At 60.7% G+C, this 15,519-nt stretch carries 14 protein-coding genes, 1 pseudogene and 1 riboswitch; of the genes and pseudogenes, 7 read left to right on the top strand and 8 right to left on the bottom strand.

Annotation, left to right across the window (positions count from 1 at the left end; translation table 11 throughout):
* Positions 1-51: 51 nt before the first annotated feature.
* The 6 genes and pseudogenes from ilvD to RC54_RS02690 all read right to left on the bottom strand — a co-directional run bounded on the left by ilvD (position 52) and on the right by RC54_RS02690 (position 7,503).
* Entirely contained in the window at positions 52-1,914 is a 1,863-nt protein-coding gene (ilvD, locus tag RC54_RS02715) for a dihydroxy-acid dehydratase (RefSeq protein WP_061789642.1), read from the bottom strand.
* Between the two features lie 182 nt (positions 1,915-2,096).
* Positions 2,097-2,675 carry a manganese efflux pump MntP gene (gene mntP / locus RC54_RS02710; RefSeq protein ID WP_017455328.1) on the bottom strand — a complete coding sequence of 193 codons (579 nt, stop codon included), beginning with the start codon at positions 2,673-2,675 and terminating at the stop codon, positions 2,097-2,099.
* Positions 2,676-2,685: 10 nt separating this feature from the next.
* A riboswitch (yybP-ykoY riboswitch) is annotated at positions 2,686-2,859 on the bottom strand.
* 107 nt (positions 2,860-2,966) lie between these two features.
* A protein-coding gene (locus tag RC54_RS02705; protein WP_123020402.1) for an IS3 family transposase occupies positions 2,967-4,201 on the bottom strand; the annotation gives its coding sequence in 2 pieces (ribosomal slippage) (positions 2,967-3,841 and positions 3,841-4,201; 1,236 coding nt in all).
* A gap of 145 nt (positions 4,202-4,346) precedes the next feature.
* A complete protein-coding gene (locus tag RC54_RS02700) occupies positions 4,347-5,048 on the bottom strand; it encodes a hypothetical protein (protein WP_061790435.1) in 702 nt (233 codons plus the stop codon).
* Positions 5,024-6,018: pseudogene (locus RC54_RS02695) on the bottom strand (DUF6402 family protein). Before RC54_RS02695 ends, RC54_RS02700 begins: the two are co-directional and overlap by 25 nt.
* 555 nt (positions 6,019-6,573) lie before the next feature.
* A complete protein-coding gene (locus tag RC54_RS02690) occupies positions 6,574-7,503 on the bottom strand; it encodes a cation diffusion facilitator family transporter (RefSeq protein ID WP_061790433.1) in 930 nt (309 codons plus the stop codon).
* A gap of 278 nt (positions 7,504-7,781) precedes the next feature.
* Between RC54_RS02690 and RC54_RS02685 the strand changes: the two genes are divergently transcribed.
* Positions 7,782-9,419: a DUF342 domain-containing protein gene (locus RC54_RS02685; RefSeq protein WP_058894156.1), complete on the top strand. Its 1,638-nt coding sequence runs from the start codon at positions 7,782-7,784 to the stop codon at positions 9,417-9,419.
* A 102-nt stretch (positions 9,420-9,521) separates the two neighbouring features.
* Positions 9,522-9,920 (top strand): hypothetical protein, encoded by a 399-nt coding sequence (locus RC54_RS02680; RefSeq protein WP_058894155.1) that lies wholly within the window; start codon positions 9,522-9,524, stop codon positions 9,918-9,920.
* Between the two features lie 16 nt (positions 9,921-9,936).
* Here RC54_RS02680 and RC54_RS02675 read toward each other — a convergent pair whose 3' ends face one another.
* Positions 9,937-10,785, bottom strand: a complete 849-nt coding sequence (locus RC54_RS02675) for a LysR family transcriptional regulator (RefSeq protein WP_058894154.1) — start codon at positions 10,783-10,785, stop codon at positions 9,937-9,939.
* 124 nt (positions 10,786-10,909) lie between these two features.
* Here RC54_RS02675 and RC54_RS02670 point away from each other — a divergent pair, with 124 nt between their 5' ends.
* The 5 genes from RC54_RS02670 to RC54_RS02650 all read left to right on the top strand — a co-directional run bounded on the left by RC54_RS02670 (position 10,910) and on the right by RC54_RS02650 (position 14,456).
* The gene (locus RC54_RS02670) at positions 10,910-11,923 is read left to right on the top strand and encodes a bile acid:sodium symporter family protein (RefSeq protein WP_061790432.1); all 1,014 of its coding nucleotides are present in this window, start codon (positions 10,910-10,912) and stop codon (positions 11,921-11,923) included.
* A gap of 138 nt (positions 11,924-12,061) precedes the next feature.
* Entirely contained in the window at positions 12,062-12,433 is a 372-nt protein-coding gene (locus RC54_RS02665; protein ID WP_061790431.1) for a VOC family protein, read from the top strand.
* Between the two features lie 119 nt (positions 12,434-12,552).
* On the top strand, positions 12,553-13,263 hold the full coding sequence (locus RC54_RS02660) for a helix-turn-helix transcriptional regulator (RefSeq protein ID WP_058894151.1): 711 nt from the start codon (positions 12,553-12,555) through the stop codon (positions 13,261-13,263).
* Between the two features lie 127 nt (positions 13,264-13,390).
* Entirely contained in the window at positions 13,391-13,804 is a 414-nt protein-coding gene (locus RC54_RS02655) for a DUF2325 domain-containing protein (protein ID WP_017455335.1), read from the top strand.
* Positions 13,805-13,946: 142 nt separating this feature from the next.
* Positions 13,947-14,456 (top strand): hypothetical protein, encoded by a 510-nt coding sequence (locus RC54_RS02650; RefSeq protein ID WP_058894150.1) that lies wholly within the window; start codon positions 13,947-13,949, stop codon positions 14,454-14,456.
* A 91-nt stretch (positions 14,457-14,547) separates the two neighbouring features.
* Here the strand turns inward: RC54_RS02650 and RC54_RS02645 are convergent, their stop codons facing one another.
* On the bottom strand, positions 14,548-15,375 hold the full coding sequence (locus RC54_RS02645; protein WP_058894149.1) for a GGDEF domain-containing protein: 828 nt from the start codon (positions 15,373-15,375) through the stop codon (positions 14,548-14,550).
* Positions 15,376-15,519 lie beyond the last annotated feature (144 nt).

Raw genomic sequence — 15,519 nt, 5'->3', positions numbered from 1 at the left:
CGCCAGGCTTGCACCTGGCGGTTTTTTCTTTTACCGCACGAACGAGGATGATCAGCGCTTCAGTTGCGACAGATCACGCACCGCGCCCCGATCAGCCGAAGTGGTCAACGCCGCATAACCCTGCAATGCCTGCGACACCACGCGGGTGCGGTTGGCCGGCTTCCAGGCGGCATCGCCCAGGGCTTCCATGGCGGCGCGGCGCTGGGCCAGTTCTTCGGCCGTCACGCGCAGGTTGATGCTGCGGTTGGGGATGTCGATGTCGATCAGGTCACCTTCCTGCACCAGGCCGATGGCGCCACCTTCGGCGGCTTCCGGCGAGGCGTGGCCGATCACCAGGCCAGAGGAGCCACCGGAGAAGCGGCCATCGGTAAACAGCGCGCACGCCTTGCCCAGGCCCTTGGACTTGATGTAGGAGGTGGGATACAGCATTTCCTGCATACCGGGGCCGCCCTTGGGGCCTTCGTAGCGCACGATGACCACGTCGCCAGCCTTGACCTGGTCACCCAGGATACCTTCCACGGCGGCGTCCTGGCTTTCGAACACGCGCGCAGTACCGGAGAATTTCAGGATGCTTTCATCCACGCCCGCGGTCTTGACGATGCAACCCTTCTCGGCGATGTTGCCGTACAGGACGGCCAGGCCGCCATCTTGCGAGTAGGCGTGTTCGCGATCGCGGATGCAACCGTTGGCGCGGTCCAGGTCGCTGTCGGCAAAACGCTCCTGCTGGGAGAAGGCTACCTGGGTGGGCACGCCACCGGGGGCAGCGCGGAACAACTTGTGTACCTCGGCATCGCTGGTGACGCGGATGTCGTATTTCTCGATGGCTTCGCCCAGAGTCTTGCTGTGCACGGTGGGACGCGAAGTGTCGAGCAGACCGGCGCGCGCCAGTTCACCCAGGATGGCGATGATGCCGCCGGCGCGGTGCACGTCTTCGATGTGGTACTTGTTGGTCATCGGTGCGACCTTGCACAGGCAAGGTACCTTGCGCGAGATGCGGTCGATGTCGGCCATGGTGAATTCCACCTTGGCTTCGTGGGCTGCCGCCAGCAGGTGCAGCACGGTATTGGTGGAGCCGCCCATGGAGACGTCCAGGGTCATGGCGTTTTCCCAGGTTTCCTTGGTGGCGATGTTACGCGGCAGGATCGTGTAGTCATCCTCTTCGTAATGACGCTTGGCCAGTTCGACGATCAGGCGACCGGCGCGCAGGAACAGTTCCTTGCGGTCGGCGTGGGTGGCGACGATAGTGCCATTGCCCGGCAGCGACAGGCCCAGCACTTCGGTCAGGCAGTTCATCGAGTTGGCGGTAAACATGCCCGAGCAGGAACCGCAGGTGGGACAGGCCGAGCGCTCCACTTCGGCCACATCGGCGTCCGAGATATTCTGGTCACCGGCCTGGATCATGGCGTCCACCAGGTCCAGCTTGATGATCTTCTTGTCGGTGTTGACGGTCTTGATGACCTTGCCGGCTTCCATCGGACCACCGGAGACGAAGATGACGGGGATGTTCAGGCGCATGGCGGCCATCAACATGCCCGGGGTGATCTTGTCGCAGTTGGAGATGCACACCATGGCGTCGGCACAGTGGGCATTGACCATGTATTCCACCGAGTCGGCGATCAGGTCGCGCGAGGGCAGCGAGTACAACATGCCGTCGTGGCCCATGGCGATGCCATCGTCCACGGCGATGGTGTTGAATTCCTTGGCCACGCCACCGGCGGCCTCGATCTCGCGTGCCACCAGTTGGCCCAGGTCCTTCAGGTGGACGTGGCCGGGCACGAACTGGGTGAAGGAATTGACCACCGCAATGATGGGCTTGTTGAAGTCGCCATCCTTCATGCCAGTGGCGCGCCACAGTGCGCGTGCGCCGGCCATGTTGCGGCCCTGGGTGGTGGTGTGGGAACGATAGGTCGGCATGATGGGTGTCTCCTCAGGGCTGCTTAGGGAAAAAGGGAGCACAAGAGTGCCTTCGGGCGGACTGTTTGTCCAATATATAATTCGATACTTATTAATATCTAGAAGATATTAATAAAATCTGGCAGGCAAGCTCAGCCTGAGGCGCCACACTGGCGCGCCAGGCTGGGGTGGAACTTCGCAGATCAACCGCCGACGCGGGTCAGGTGTTCATACAGGATCGCCGCGCCCACGCCAATCAACACCACGCCACCGATGATCTCGGCACGCTTGCCGATGAGGTGGCCCAACACGCGTCCGACCATCACGCCAATGGTCACCATGGTGGTGGTGGCCAGACCGATCAACAGCGACGCTTCCAGGATATTCACGTCGATGAAGGCCAGGCCCACGCCCACGGCCATGGCATCGATGCTGGTGGCAACAGCCGTCAAGGCCAGCATCACCACCGATTGCTTGGGGGCGCCGGCTTCGGCGTCTTCTTCATCGTCGTCGCTGCAACCTTCATGGATCATGCGCGCACCCAGCACCAGCAACAGGGTGAAGGCGATCCAGTGATCCCATTGGGCGACCCACTTGGAGGCCACGGAACCGGCGAACCAGCCGATCAGAGGAGTAATGGCTTCGATCACGCCGAACAGCAGACCGATGCGCAAGGCTTGCAGCAAGCGCGGCTTCTGCATGGCAGCGCCCTTGCCGATGGCTGCCGCAAAGGCGTCAGTGGACATCGCAAGCGCGAGGAGAACGAGAGCGGGGAAATTCATGAACGGGGTTCCTTGGCCGGGCGAAGTCCATGGACGTGCCTGCACGCCCAGCCTGGCTGCAGGATACGTCTATGGTCTCGCCTACCTGGATGGCTACCCGCGCCACGGCAGATGCTGCCGAGAATGTTGACACGGGCTCTTCCGGATGACCCGGAAGCTGGCTACTCCCCAAAGAGAAGCCCGGATTTTAAACGAAGACGGTTGGGCTAGACAAGGTGTCGCACCAGCTTCGTCGGAATGACGATACACAACACTGTAGTTGCCCCCGCAATTCAGGACACTCAGACATCGTTAAGTTAGTGATGCTGCAGCCCGTCTGAACTCGCGAGGCGAGCGGTATTTCAGGGCCTTGTGCGGATGGTGCTCATTGTATTGCTCGAAGGCAGAGGCCAGATGTGTGAGCGCCGTGGGCACATCGGGCTTGTCCATGAAGGCGATGTAATCATGTTTCATCGTTTTTACGAACCGCTCCGCCATGCCGTTACTCTGTGGCGAGCGCACGGGCGTGGTCAAGGGCTCCAGTCCCAGCTCGCGCGCGAAGCTGCGTGTGCGATGGTCGATGTAGGCAGAGCCGTTGTCGCTGAGCCATTCAATCACCTCTGGAGTCTGCGTGCTCCCAAACCGCTGCTCTACGGCAGCCAGCATCACGTCGCGCACGACATCCCCGCTATGCCCACCGGTAGTGGCCGCCCAGCTGATGGCCTCACGGTCACAACAATCCAGCGCAAACGTCACTCGCAATGCAGACCCGTCATCGCAACGGAATTCGAAGCCGTCCGAACACCAGCGCGCATTACTTTGCTTGACCGCTACGCGACCATCGTGGCGTCGATTGTCACGTCTCACACCAGGGCGGCGCAGCAGCAACTCGTGCTCTCGCATGACGCGATAGACCCGCTTATGGTTCACGCACGCCTGGCCCAGAGATTCCCGGCTACGTCGCAGCAAAGCCCAGATGCGGCGATAGCCATAGCTCGGCAAGCTCGCAACATGCAGTTCAATCTCTTCGAGCAAGCCGCTGTCGTCGACTTTGCGAACACTGCGGCCATCTCGCCATTCCGGGCTCCGGGCTCGTTTTACTGCCACTGCAGAGCGCGCCACACCGAGAACGTCACAAACCACTTTCATTGGTCGTCCTCCGGCAGCAAGGGCGAGCGCGCAATCAGGTTTTTTGACCGGCCCCATTCGACGGCCTCGCGCAGAATCTCGTTCTCCATGCTCTTCTTGCCCAACAGCCGCTGCAGTTCTTTGATTTCCTTGATGGCCGCGGCCAGCTCCGAGGCCGGCACTACCGTCTCGCCAGCCTTGACGGCGGTCAGACTGCCTTCCTGGTACTGCTTGCGCCAACCAAACACCTGGTTCGCGTTCACCCCGTGTCGCCTGGCAACGGCTGATACGGAAGCTCCAGGAGCCAAGGTCTCCTGGACGATGGCTATTTTCTCTTGGGGCGTGCGTCTTCTGCGACGCTCCGGCTCGGTCAGAATCTCGATATGGTCCACGGTTTGCCTAGTCGTAAAACTGGTCATAAGACTGTCCTCTATTTTAAGAGAGTCTTCGTGTCCTGAGATTCAAGGGGCTATTCCAAACACAACGTCTTGCCATACAAACATAGTGCCGAAATACACAACACCGTGCTCACGGAAAAGCGCGGACCACCAACCCATGGAGGCATCAGTCCAACAGCGGAATGCGTGCGCGAAGCCAGTCAAAGCGGGAAGGCGGAATCTGGATGCGGATATCCTCTCCGAACGCATTGACGGCCATGACCGCATCCTTTTCGTATTGCAGGGGCTCATGGAAAGAGATACCAGCTTGCCAGTTGACCGAATAGTGGCGCCTCGCCAGCATTTCCCCATGCTCGTCCAGCACAGTAAGTTCCAGCCGATCGTTATCGCCATCTTGGGGACGCGGCGCAGAACCGCAGACCCGGATTTCGTAGACAACACCGTTGAAGTCCTTGCGACCAGCATTGAGGGTAGTGGGAGAGTTATAGAACTCGCAGCGGCCATATTGCGGGCCGAACAAGTTGGTGCCTGCGAGAATGAAGCCGCAACAGAGCAATAGCGTGTAAATCACCGTCACGCTCAGATAGCGGCGACGCTCACTTCCATATCCGACGCCGACGTGTCCCTTCATCATCCATATGAAGAAACCAAGCAGAGTGACCATCAAGATGACACTCTGAACGACAGCCATCAAATGCGATCCTGCATCTTCACTGATACGCCACATGAAAACAGGATTCGGATTGATGATTGAGGACGAAAAAAGCAAGAGCAAGATCAGCATCAACGGCGGCGCCAGCACCATCACGACGATCACGAGAAGCGTACCAACCAACAATTTTTTTACATAGGTTCGGGCGTTCGACATAAGGTATCCAGCTTAATTTTGATCGGTTGCTTCAGCTTCAGATATTTCGGTTTCGAATAGATCATGAAATCCCCCCCTGCTGGTGCTGCTCACGCCATTCGTTATACGTTCTATTAAAAACGGGAAAATAAATATCGCTTTCACGTTGTTTGCGAATCCATCCCTTTCTTGTATCAACCAATAACTCGAGTCCTTGATCCGTCAGGTAGGGTGTATGCAAGAGGCTCCGATCCTCGCTGACATTTCCCAGGTCCGTGTGCAAGTCCACTCCAAAAGTCGGTTTTACCGAGGCCATACCCGTCAGATAGCGTCCGTCAAGACGATCACTGAGAATGCCGCCCAAAGTGGCTATCACACCCGTCTTATTCCAATGGCCAAGATACTGGGATTTACCTTTCGCATCAGCATCAATGAAGGAATAGTTATCTTTGATATAGACGAACACATGGGTGATTTCCACAATGGGATCAATGCAATATGTCTTGGTCCTCGCCTTGTTGTCATAGCGATGGTATCTGTCTCCGTACACAGAGACCTGACCGACAGCGGCAAAGATATTGAAGTTCGCTAATGCACCAGTCAAATCCGACATCGCATTTCCGTTAGCCGTATCCCTGGTTGACACAGCGCAGAATTGGAATTGCCAGTCATTGGAAAATTGCCTCAGGTCGCTTGTCTGATTGCTCGTATTGAAGCTCAATCCGCCGGCATTATTCCCCTTAAAAAGCTTGCTGAGATGGCCACCGATCTTTTTACGGAGTACCTTCAGGCTATTGTCGTTATAGATTCCACTGGAAAGTAATTCGTCATAGCGTTGCTTAACTCTTCCGAACTGCAGTACCCAGTCCAAGGTGATCGTCGTATCGTCAATTGGCTGAACCGAAGCACTGTCATTGTTGTAGACGTGTTTTTCCCTGCTGAACCAGCTTCTCGCCAATGTCGCTGCCACAGGCCATCCTATTTTCTCCATGACGCTTGGGATGTCCTGCAAGTCAAACACTGGCGGATTCTCACATGTCTCAAGCATCGGCTCTTCTGACGCTGATAGCTCAGGCCGCTTCAGGGAGCGCTCTTCCTTTGTTTGGCGCTCATCCTTTTTAGCGCGGACCGCCTTAGTCTCTTCTGCTCCTGAGCCTTTTGGCTGGACGTCGTGAGAAGACGAAACCGAACGCGATTTCTCGCGACCTGGCGCAGGACGGTCCAAGCTGACACGAGAGGGGGACTCAAGCGGCACGCATCCACGCTCAGCCCGACGAAAACGCAACACGCTTCCTTTATAAGGACGCGAAGATCTCTCCAGCTGGTAGTAGGGTAGCTTTCTTGAAACCATGAAAATTCCTGGAAAAAGAGAATTTTCGATGGCATTTCTTGATAGATTGCCAATACAAGGTGGTTGAACGTCTTCAGAAGTGAACGTTTTGGCAGGGTATAAGCTGCCCGGAAGGGGGGAAACTCAAGGCAAGCAGCGCCTCAATGGCTGGGACGCGCAGAAAAAGGCAGTGATGAGGCCGCTGCCAACTCCCGATTAATGAGCCTCCACCGGATCCACATGCGTCATCACATCCAACACATGATGCGCATCCAGCACCCGTCTGCGGGCATCGGTGGCAATGGCGTGGCCTTGGGTGACGGTGATGGCGCCGTCGATTTCCAGATGCACGTCCACCAGCGTGAGGTCACCCATACGACGGGTGCGCAGATCATGCAGTCCATGCACGCCAGGGGTGGCCAGGATGGTGGCGCGGATGGCCTGGGCTTCTTCAGCCGAGACGGCACGATCCATCAGGTCGTGCAGGGCGCTCCAGAAAAAGCCCCAACCGGTGCGCACCACCATCAGGCCCACCACCGCCGCAGCCACCGGGTCGAGCAAGGTGAAACCGGCCAGGCTGCCGACGATGCCCAGCGCCACTACCAGTGAAGAAGCGGCATCCGAACGTGCGTGCCAGGCATTGGCGATCAACATGCTCGAGCGCACCCGTTGGGCGATGCGCAGCATGTAGCGAAACAGCAGCTCCTTGGCCAGCAAGGCCACCAGCGCCACCCACAGGGCCGCCACATGGACCGGCGGCGTGTGACCGTAATGCTGGATCTTTTGCGCAGCCGTCACCAACATGCCCAGGCCCACGGCCAACAGCAATGCACCCAGCGCCAGCGAGGCGGCGTTTTCGTAACGCTGGTGACCATATTGGTGATCGTCGTCGGCCTGCTTGCGGCTGTGATGGCCGGCCAGCAGCACCACGAAGTCCGAGATCAGATCAGACAGCGAATGGATGCCATCGGCAATCAGGGCCTGCGAGCCCGAGAGCACGCCGGCCGTGACCTGCAGCAGCACCAGGCCGATGTTGACCACGATGCTGACCAGGGTACTGACGCGCCCGGCACGATGTCGGGCATCGCTGAGGGCGTCATTGCGGGTGTCGTCGCCCTTGAAGTCTTCTATTTGGGTACTTAACATAAAACCAACGATAAGAGCCTAATCTAGAGCCAAAGTTGGCAAAACTTGTGCTATCCATCAAATTACAGGATCATCTTGCCACATTACAATGTCAGCAGTATTGCGCCAGAGAGGGGCAGCCGCATTTTTTGTCGGCGCGATGTACAGTGCGCAGATCCCGGCGCGCCCCGCCGCATCACACAATATCAAAGCGTTCCTGGCGTACTGCGCAGCCCTCTGCAGCAACCGCACGCAAAGGATCGTGACAGACCCGGTACCGCCTTTCATCGAGGAACAGCATGAACCAAGCAAACCCGCAACCGCTGTCGTTCGCGTTCGACAGGGCCAGCGGCGAACTGAGCGCAACGTTTGTCCCCATGCAGGGCTTTCCGCCGTTGACGCTGGCCTTCCTGAAACAGGCCATGAGCGATCACGGCCTGACCAAACTGTTTTTCCAAGACTCGGTCCTGAACGCGTTCGTGCGCAAGGCCGAGGATGCCAAGGACGCGGTCACGCAAGTCATTGCCGAGCGCCGTGACGGCGAGTTTTCGCTGGAGGTGGCCGATGACCTGATGACGGCTTCGCTGACCCTGGTGCCGCCCTATGGCGGACGCGCCAAGAGCGTGGAAGTGGTCAATGCCATCCGCGCCGCCGGTATCACCTACGGCATCCTGCACGAGCAATTGCGCGGCGCGCTGTCGGCCGGTTTCTGCAACAAGCTGGTGGTGGCCCAGGGCTTGATGCCTACTCCTGCCGAGCCGGCCCGTTTCGAGAGCCTGCTGGAAGAAAAGGAAGAAGAGCTGGCCGACATCGATGAAGATGCGGTGGTGTCCTATGCCGACATGGGTCACATCCTGCTGGTCAAGGTGGGCGACCCGCTGATGCGACGCATCCCGCCGATACCCGGCAAGGATGGCATCGATATTCGTGGCGGCAAGGTGCCGGCACGGCCGATTGCCGATACGCCCTTTGCCAAGGAATGCCTCGGGGCCGAGCCAAGCGAGGAAGATCCCAACCTGCTGGTGGCCATCGTGCCGGGCCAACCGACGGTGATCAAGAATGGTGTGAAGGTCAATCCGGTGCTGGACGTGGAAAACGTCGACCTGTCCACCGGCAACCTGACTTTCGAGGGTACGGTGCGCGTCTCCGGTGACGTGCTCACCGGCATGAAGCTGCACGTGGGCGGCGACGTGGTGGTCAACGGCACGGTGGAAGCGGCCGAGATCGTGGCCGGTGGCAACGTCACCGTCAAGGGTGGCGTGATCGGCCATAGCGAAGGCGTGACCGCCCAGGCCGGAACCACCGCGATTGCCTCGCGCATCAGCTCGCAAAAGTCGGTGCAGGTGATGTTTGCCGAAAGCGCCCACATCGAAGCGACCGAAGACATCCTGGTGCTGGGCAATGCGCGCCACTGCGAGCTGCTGGCCGGCAACGAGATCACGGTGGGCAAGGGCAATCCGCGCACCGGCCACATCATCGGCGGGCGGGTGGAAGCGACCAACATCATCCGCGCCAACGTGATCGGGGCTCCCACCACCACGCATACCCGCGTGCAGGTTGGGCTGGACCCTTATCTGGAAGAGAAGATCGCCATCAAGGAACAGGAATACACGCGCAAGGTGGCCGAGCTCGATCGCACCATCAAGCAACAGGGCTACTACAAGCTCAACCCCGAAAAGGCCACGCCGGAACTGCTGCATGAGACCAGCGACAAGCGCAAGGCGCTGGCCTACGAGGTCAAGGTGTTGCTGGAAGAAGTGGGCGAGATGAAGGCTGGCATGGTGGCGGCCGAAGATGCCCGCATCATCGTGGCCAAGGCGGTACATGAAGGCACCGAGCTGCGCATCGGGCACGAAGTGTGGCCGGTGCAATCCGATCTCGGCGGGGGGACGGCGCAACTGTTCGAGGGCGATATCCGCTACAACCCGAAGAAGTAGGCAGGGCATTCATTTTGCCCCACGGCCTGTGGATAAATTATTTATATTGTTATCCATTCCATCCATTTGAATTTATCCACAGGCTGGCAACCACCCTCTCCCATGCAAGATCTGCTGCCCTATCCTGACCTGGTGCAATTGCGCACCCTGGCCGTCCAGAGTGCCGCCATCACCCAAGTCTGCAATTGCCGCACGGCCGATAGCAGCGGCTGGATCAGCCTGCCGCTGTCGTTGCCGGAAACCCAGTTGGTCGACATCGCTACCTTGATCGTCGATCCCTACACCGAACCCACCTTCACCGAATACCATCCCGCCGGCACCCGCTACGCTTCCCCCGAGGCGCCCATCGCCCCCGCCTGGTATCCCTACAACCGCTGCAACATCGCGCGTTGCACGCAATGTGGACGTCACTACCTGCGCTACATGGAGGCCGGCGGCTACTTCGTGGATCGCCGCATCCGTTCGCTCGACCAGGCTGCACTGGTGGTGGAAACCGCCTGAATCGACCCGCGCCTGTTCAGCCACGACTGAGTCGGCTGGCCATCAGGATCTGGTACAGCGTATCGGCCGGGCGCGACAGGCGTCGTGCGGTCAGGGCCACATATTCCACATCGGGCAGACGCGGCAGGGCCGCGTGATTGAGCGGCACCACCAGGTCGCGTGAAGCCAGGTGCTGCGGTAATGCCGCCAGGCCCAGGCCGCCGCGTGCAGCGGCCATGCAACCGGCGTGGCTGCCGCTGGTACAGACGATGCGCCAGTGATGACCGGACTTGCCCAGCGCCTGCAAGGTCGCCGCGCGGGTGATGCTGGGTTCGGGCAAGAGGATCAGCGGCAGTGGCTCACTTAGGTCCACCAGCGTGTCCGGGCGGGTCAGCCACTGCATGGGGGTGGAAAACATGCTGTGTCCGCGCGACTCGCCGGCGCGGCGCTTGCCTACCAGCAAGTCCAGCTTGCCCTGCTCCAGTGCGGCATACAGATCGCTGGTGAGACCGATGGTGATTTCCAGTTCGACTTCCGGGTGCTGGCTGCGAAAGGCCGCCAGCATGTCCGGTAATGGCCCCATGGCGAGGTCGTCAGAGGTGCCGAACCGCACCCGGCCGCGCAGGCGCGGAGCACTGAATTGCGCCTCGGCGCGGGCGTGCGCCTGCAGGATCAGGCGGGCGTGCACCAGCAGGCTCTCGCCATCGGCGGTCAGGGCCAGGGAATGCGTGTCGCGCACGAAGAGGCGTCGCCCCAGGCTGTCTTCCAGGCGACGGATGTGGTCGCTGACGGTGGACTGGGTCAGGCCGAGTTGGCGCCCGGCCTCGGTAAAGCTGCTGGCGCTGGCGGCGGTGGCGAAGGTCTGGAGCCATACGGGATTGAGCATGAGGGCATTATCATCGGATTATCCGATGACAGTCAACGTGATCAGAGGGGTTCCCGATAGCCGAAGCTTTTCCTATCATGGGGGCAAACCCACTCTCCTCTCCTTACCCTTACGCGAGCGCGCCATGAACCGCTTTCTCCCCGATCGCTTCACCCAGTTGCTGATCAGCACCGTGCTCTTGGCCACGTTCTTCCCGGCCACCGGCAGCTTCGAGCATTTCATGCACATCGCCAGCAATGCCGCCATCTCGCTGCTGTTCTTCCTGCACGGCGCCAAGCTCTCGCGCGAGGCAGCGCTGTCGGGCCTGAAGCAGCCGCGCCTGCACCTGTTGACCCTGGGCTCGACCTTCCTCCTGTTCCCGCTGCTGGGCCTGGCCTTGAAGAGCATCGTGCCGGACCTGCTGACACCGCAGCTGTGGATGGGCGTGCTGTTTGTCTGCACCCTCTCTTCCACCGTGCAATCTTCGATCGGCTTTACCTCGATTGCCCGCGGCAACGTTCCGGCCGCCATCTGCGGCGCCACGGCCTCCAACCTGCTGGGCATCGTGATCACGCCGCTGCTGGTGACGCTACTGCTGCATCGTCATCACCAAGCCGATGGCTTCTCGCAGGTATTGAGCATCCTGCTGCAACTGCTGCTGCCCTTCGTGCTGGGCAACCTGCTGCGGCCCTGGATCGGCGACTGGATCAACCGCCACAAGGTGATCGTCAACGTGGTCGACCGCGGCGGCATCCTGCTTTCCGTCTACGCCGCCTTCAGCGTGGCGGTGGCGCAAGGCGTCTGGCACCTGTTCCCGCCTGGGCAACTGGCCTTGCTGGTGCTGGTCAATGCCGTGCTGCTGGGGACCGTGCTGCTGGTGACCACCTATGGCGCGCGCGCCCTGAAGATGCCGCGTGGCGATGAAATCGTGCTGGTCTTCTGCGGCTCCAAGAAGTCGCTGGCCTCGGGCATTCCCATCGCCGCGGTGCTATTTGCCGGCAGTGGTGCGGCCGTGGTGCTGTTGCCCATCATGCTGTTCCACCAGATGCAGTTGATGCTGTGTGCGGTGCTGGCACGGCGCTACGCCGCCCGCCATGAGGATGGTCATGACGATGAGGCCATCGGCCAGGAGCGCGTGCCGATGCCGGCTGCGCGCTGATTGCAGCCAGCATCTGGTGTTTTTTCTTTCGTGATACGAGGGCTACTGACAGAACGTTGTCAGTAGCCCTCGCGCATGATGCGTTCCATGCCAAGCGGCATGACAACCCATCCATTCACGAGAACAAGGAAGAACACCATGCAAACCCAAGTCAACTGGTTCGAGATCGCCACCCGTGATCTGCAACGCGCCACCCGTTTCTATGAAGCGGTCTTTGCCACCACACTGCGTCAGGAGCAATTCTCCGACGAAGGTCCGATGGCCATCTTCGTGCGTGACGATGGCCAATCCATCGGTTGCCTGACCGGTCCCGGCTGGCTGGAACCCACGCGCCAGGGCACGCTGATCTACCTGGATGCCGGCCCCAGCATCCAGGCCGTGCTGGACCGGGTCAAGACTGCCGGTGGTGAAGTCACCATGGAGCGCTTCCAGCTCCCCAACGATATCGGGTACATCGCGCAATTCATCGATAGCGAAGGCAATCGTCTGGCCCTCCATGCGATGAACTGAATCCATCGGCCCGGCCTGGTGCTCGCCATGGCAGCATCTTGCATAGCAGCATCGAAGTCGATGGCGGGCAGGCATCATGCGTGCCAGAATGGCGCGCATCATTTTTCCGTCTGCCTGTCATGCGCCGAGCCGATCGCCTGTTCCAGATCACCCAGTACCTGCGGGGACGCCGTCTCACCACGGCGCGCCAGTTGGCGCAGTGGCTGTCGGTGTCGGAGCGCACGGTGTATCGCGACATCCGCGACCTGTCGCTGTCGGGCGTGCCGGTCGATGGCGAAGCCGGGGTCGGCTATCGCATCAAGCCCGGCTATGACCTGCCGCCGCTGATGTTCAACACCGACGAGATCGATGCACTGGTGATCGGAATGCGCATGGTGCAAGCCTGGGGCGGGCCGCAACTGGCCGCCTCGGCGGCCTCGGCCCTGGCCAAGGTGGTGCTGGCCCTGCCCAAGGAAAAGCGCGATTTCGTCGAGGCCACACCGCTGTTTGCACCGGCCATGCAGGACGATTGCGGCCAGGGCGAGCGGCTCGAAGCGATTCGTCAGGCCATCAGTAGCCGCCACAAGCTGCTGCTGCACTATACCGATGCCCAGCAGCGCAGCAGCCAGCGCGTGGTGTGGCCGCTGGGGCTGGCCTTCTTCGGTGGCACCTGGCTGCTGGCCGCCTGGTGCGAACGCCGCGAGGACTTCCGATCCTTCCGCCTGGACCGCGTGCAGCAAATGCGCGCGCAAAGCCATTACCCCGACCGCAATGGCCGCCGCCTGAACGATTTCGTGCGCGCCATGCAACGCCAGGCAAGGGCCGAGCAGGCCATCCAGCCGACCACCTGATCCGGCTGACCACGTCCCACGCAATCCCGGCAACACAAAGCGCATATGCTGCTGCGGATTGATTCGTTCGCAGCGCGCAACGCAAGGGTTAGGCTGGCACCGTCACTGACTTCCTGCGAGTCCTGCCATGCATACTGCTGCCACCGCTGCCCGCTCTTCCTCCGCCCACCCAGTCAGGCTCGATGATCGCTGTGTGCTCTGCGTGGGTGGTTTGACCGGCGCCCGCAATCACTACCGGACCGAGATCGAAACCCGCGCCGGGCGCTTCCTGCATCATGACGGTGGGCGCGAGGACAACCTGCATCGCTTGACGCCCATGCTGGCCGCGGCTGACATCGTCATCTGCGCCTCCGGCAACATCAGTCACAACGCCTATCACCTGGTCAAGAGCACCTGCAAGAAACTGGGCAAGCCCTGCGTGCTGGTCAAGGGCACCGGCATTGCCTCCTTCCTCGACGGCCTGGGTCATCTGGCCGCCAGCGAAGCGCCGCAGGAAGGCCGTTCGGCACGCGGCGACCGGGTCTTGCGCGGCAAGCGCTAGTTACCCGGATGAGCAGCCTGGACCGTTGGCCCCCTACGCTGCTTGGAAAAAATCGTAAAAGCCCCCTACAATCGGACTCCATGGCCCACCTTGCGTGGGCTACACCGCCAACCTGCCCTTGCGGCAATTTACGGGAGTCCGTTTGAAGATCGTACCTCGCCTGAACACCCGCTTGACTGCCCTGGTGCTGGCCTGCGCGGTCGCTGTGGCGCCCGTGGCGCAGGCCGCGCCGCAACCGCAACCCAGCTTCGGCATCGAGGTCGGCAATGCCCTGCTGTGCCTGAACCAGCTCAACAGCAAATATTTCTTTGATTACCTGGTGGCCGCCTTCGGACCGCCCTACAAGACCGAGGGCGGAGCCTATTGGTTCAAGGCCAGCAATATCTCGCTATGGGGGATGCAGGCCACCGACTTCCTGGTCAACGACAGCAATAGCCAGGCCGATTTCATCGGTGCCTATTTCAACACCACGCCGGTCAAGCTGACCGACGCCATCAAGGCCGCCATGGGCATCCGCTTTACGCCCGAGGATGACTCGGCCTACCCGGTACGGCAGTCACAGGCCGGCAGCAAGATCGTCTACAACGATACCAATGCCAAGATGTATTGCGCCAAGTCCAAGTTCCTGGTGCCGGGGCCGGAACAGCCCTGAACCTGCAGGCTCAAGAAAAATGCCGCGCGGTTGCGTGTGAACCGGGCGGCATTTTTCATTGGAGGCGGCACGTCCGCCTCCCGCTAGACGCTCAATGCGTCTGCTTCAGATCCTCGGTGGTGCGGATGCAATCGCGGCCAGAGGCCTTGGCCAGGGCCAGCGCCTGTTCCGATTCGCGCAGCACGGTGTCGGGTTCGTCCACCTGGCGCTGCGGCGCCACGGCGGCAATCCCGATGCTGATGGTCACGCGGCCGCTGGGGCTGGCGCTGTGTTCGATGTTGAGCTGCTCGATCGACTTGCGGATACGCTCGGCCACGATGAGTGCGCCTTCCAGCCGCGAGCCCGGCAACAGGACCGCGATTTCCTGGGCACCGAAGCGCGAGAGCAGGTCTTCCGGTCGCACGTTGGTATCGCGAATGGCACTGCCCACCCGGCGCAGCACCTTGTCACCGGCCATGCGGCCATAGGTGGCGTTGTACTCATCGAAGAAGTCGATGTCGATCATGATGATGGCCAGCGACAGATTGGTACGAGCAGCACGATTGAATTCTTCCAACAGGCCGCGCTCGAACTGGCGGCGGTTGGCCAGGCCCGTGAGTGCGTCTTCCAGACCTACCCGAGCCAGGGTCTTTTCCATTTCTTCCAGGTGCGAGCGGGCGTCGTCGCGTTGCTCCAGCATTTGCTGGTGTTGTTGCTGCATCTGCTGCAGATCGGTTTCCAGTGCGGCCAGCGGCTGCAGCAGTTGCCGCACCAGCAGCCAGCACGACAGCACCGACAACAAGACCAGCACCACGGCGGCCAAGACGATGCCTTGCGCACTGCCGCCCAGGACCAGGGCGCACAGCACGGCAGCAGTGAGGACCACGGCGGCGCTAGCGGCCAGGGTCAGGCGGATTTGAAGTGTGCGGGACAGGGACATAAGCAGAAAACCGACTTTCCTTAGTGAGAATTCCGGTGGCCGCACCCCGGGGCAGGCGCGGCAGTCATGGCCGGCAAGGCGGCCACGCGAGATGCTACAGGCTCGGCCACGACGACGCAACGCGCAGATGCAAGCGCATCAGAT

Origin of the sequence: Herbaspirillum rubrisubalbicans (assembly GCF_003719195.1) — a bacterium.
In the GTDB taxonomy this organism is placed as follows: Bacteria; Pseudomonadota; Gammaproteobacteria; order Burkholderiales; family Burkholderiaceae_D; genus Herbaspirillum; species Herbaspirillum rubrisubalbicans.
This window is presented reverse-complemented; position numbering and strand designations above follow the sequence as displayed.

Bases quoted from the DNA above. Each gene is read 5' to 3' on its own strand.
- RC54_RS02665 (WP_061790431.1), top strand. From the start codon at position 12,062: ATGCAAACCCAAGTCAACTGGTTCGAGATCGCCACCCGTGATCTGCAA.
- RC54_RS02670 (WP_061790432.1), top strand. From the start codon at position 10,910: ATGAACCGCTTTCTCCCCGATCGCTTCACCCAGTTGCTGATCAGCACC.
- RC54_RS02700 (WP_061790435.1), bottom strand. From the start codon at position 5,048: ATGTCGAACGCCCGAACCTATGTAAAAAAATTGTTGGTTGGTACGCTT.
- RC54_RS02680 (WP_058894155.1), top strand. From the start codon at position 9,522: ATGCAAGATCTGCTGCCCTATCCTGACCTGGTGCAATTGCGCACCCTG.
- RC54_RS02660 (WP_058894151.1), top strand. From the start codon at position 12,553: ATGCGCCGAGCCGATCGCCTGTTCCAGATCACCCAGTACCTGCGGGGA.
- RC54_RS02675 (WP_058894154.1), bottom strand. From the start codon at position 10,785: ATGCTCAATCCCGTATGGCTCCAGACCTTCGCCACCGCCGCCAGCGCC.
- RC54_RS02690 (WP_061790433.1), bottom strand. From the start codon at position 7,503: ATGTTAAGTACCCAAATAGAAGACTTCAAGGGCGACGACACCCGCAAT.
- RC54_RS02655 (WP_017455335.1), top strand. From the start codon at position 13,391: ATGCATACTGCTGCCACCGCTGCCCGCTCTTCCTCCGCCCACCCAGTC.
- ilvD (WP_061789642.1), bottom strand. From the start codon at position 1,914: ATGCCGACCTATCGTTCCCACACCACCACCCAGGGCCGCAACATGGCC.
- mntP (WP_017455328.1), bottom strand. From the start codon at position 2,675: ATGAATTTCCCCGCTCTCGTTCTCCTCGCGCTTGCGATGTCCACTGAC.
- RC54_RS02685 (WP_058894156.1), top strand. From the start codon at position 7,782: ATGAACCAAGCAAACCCGCAACCGCTGTCGTTCGCGTTCGACAGGGCC.
- RC54_RS02645 (WP_058894149.1), bottom strand. From the start codon at position 15,375: ATGTCCCTGTCCCGCACACTTCAAATCCGCCTGACCCTGGCCGCTAGC.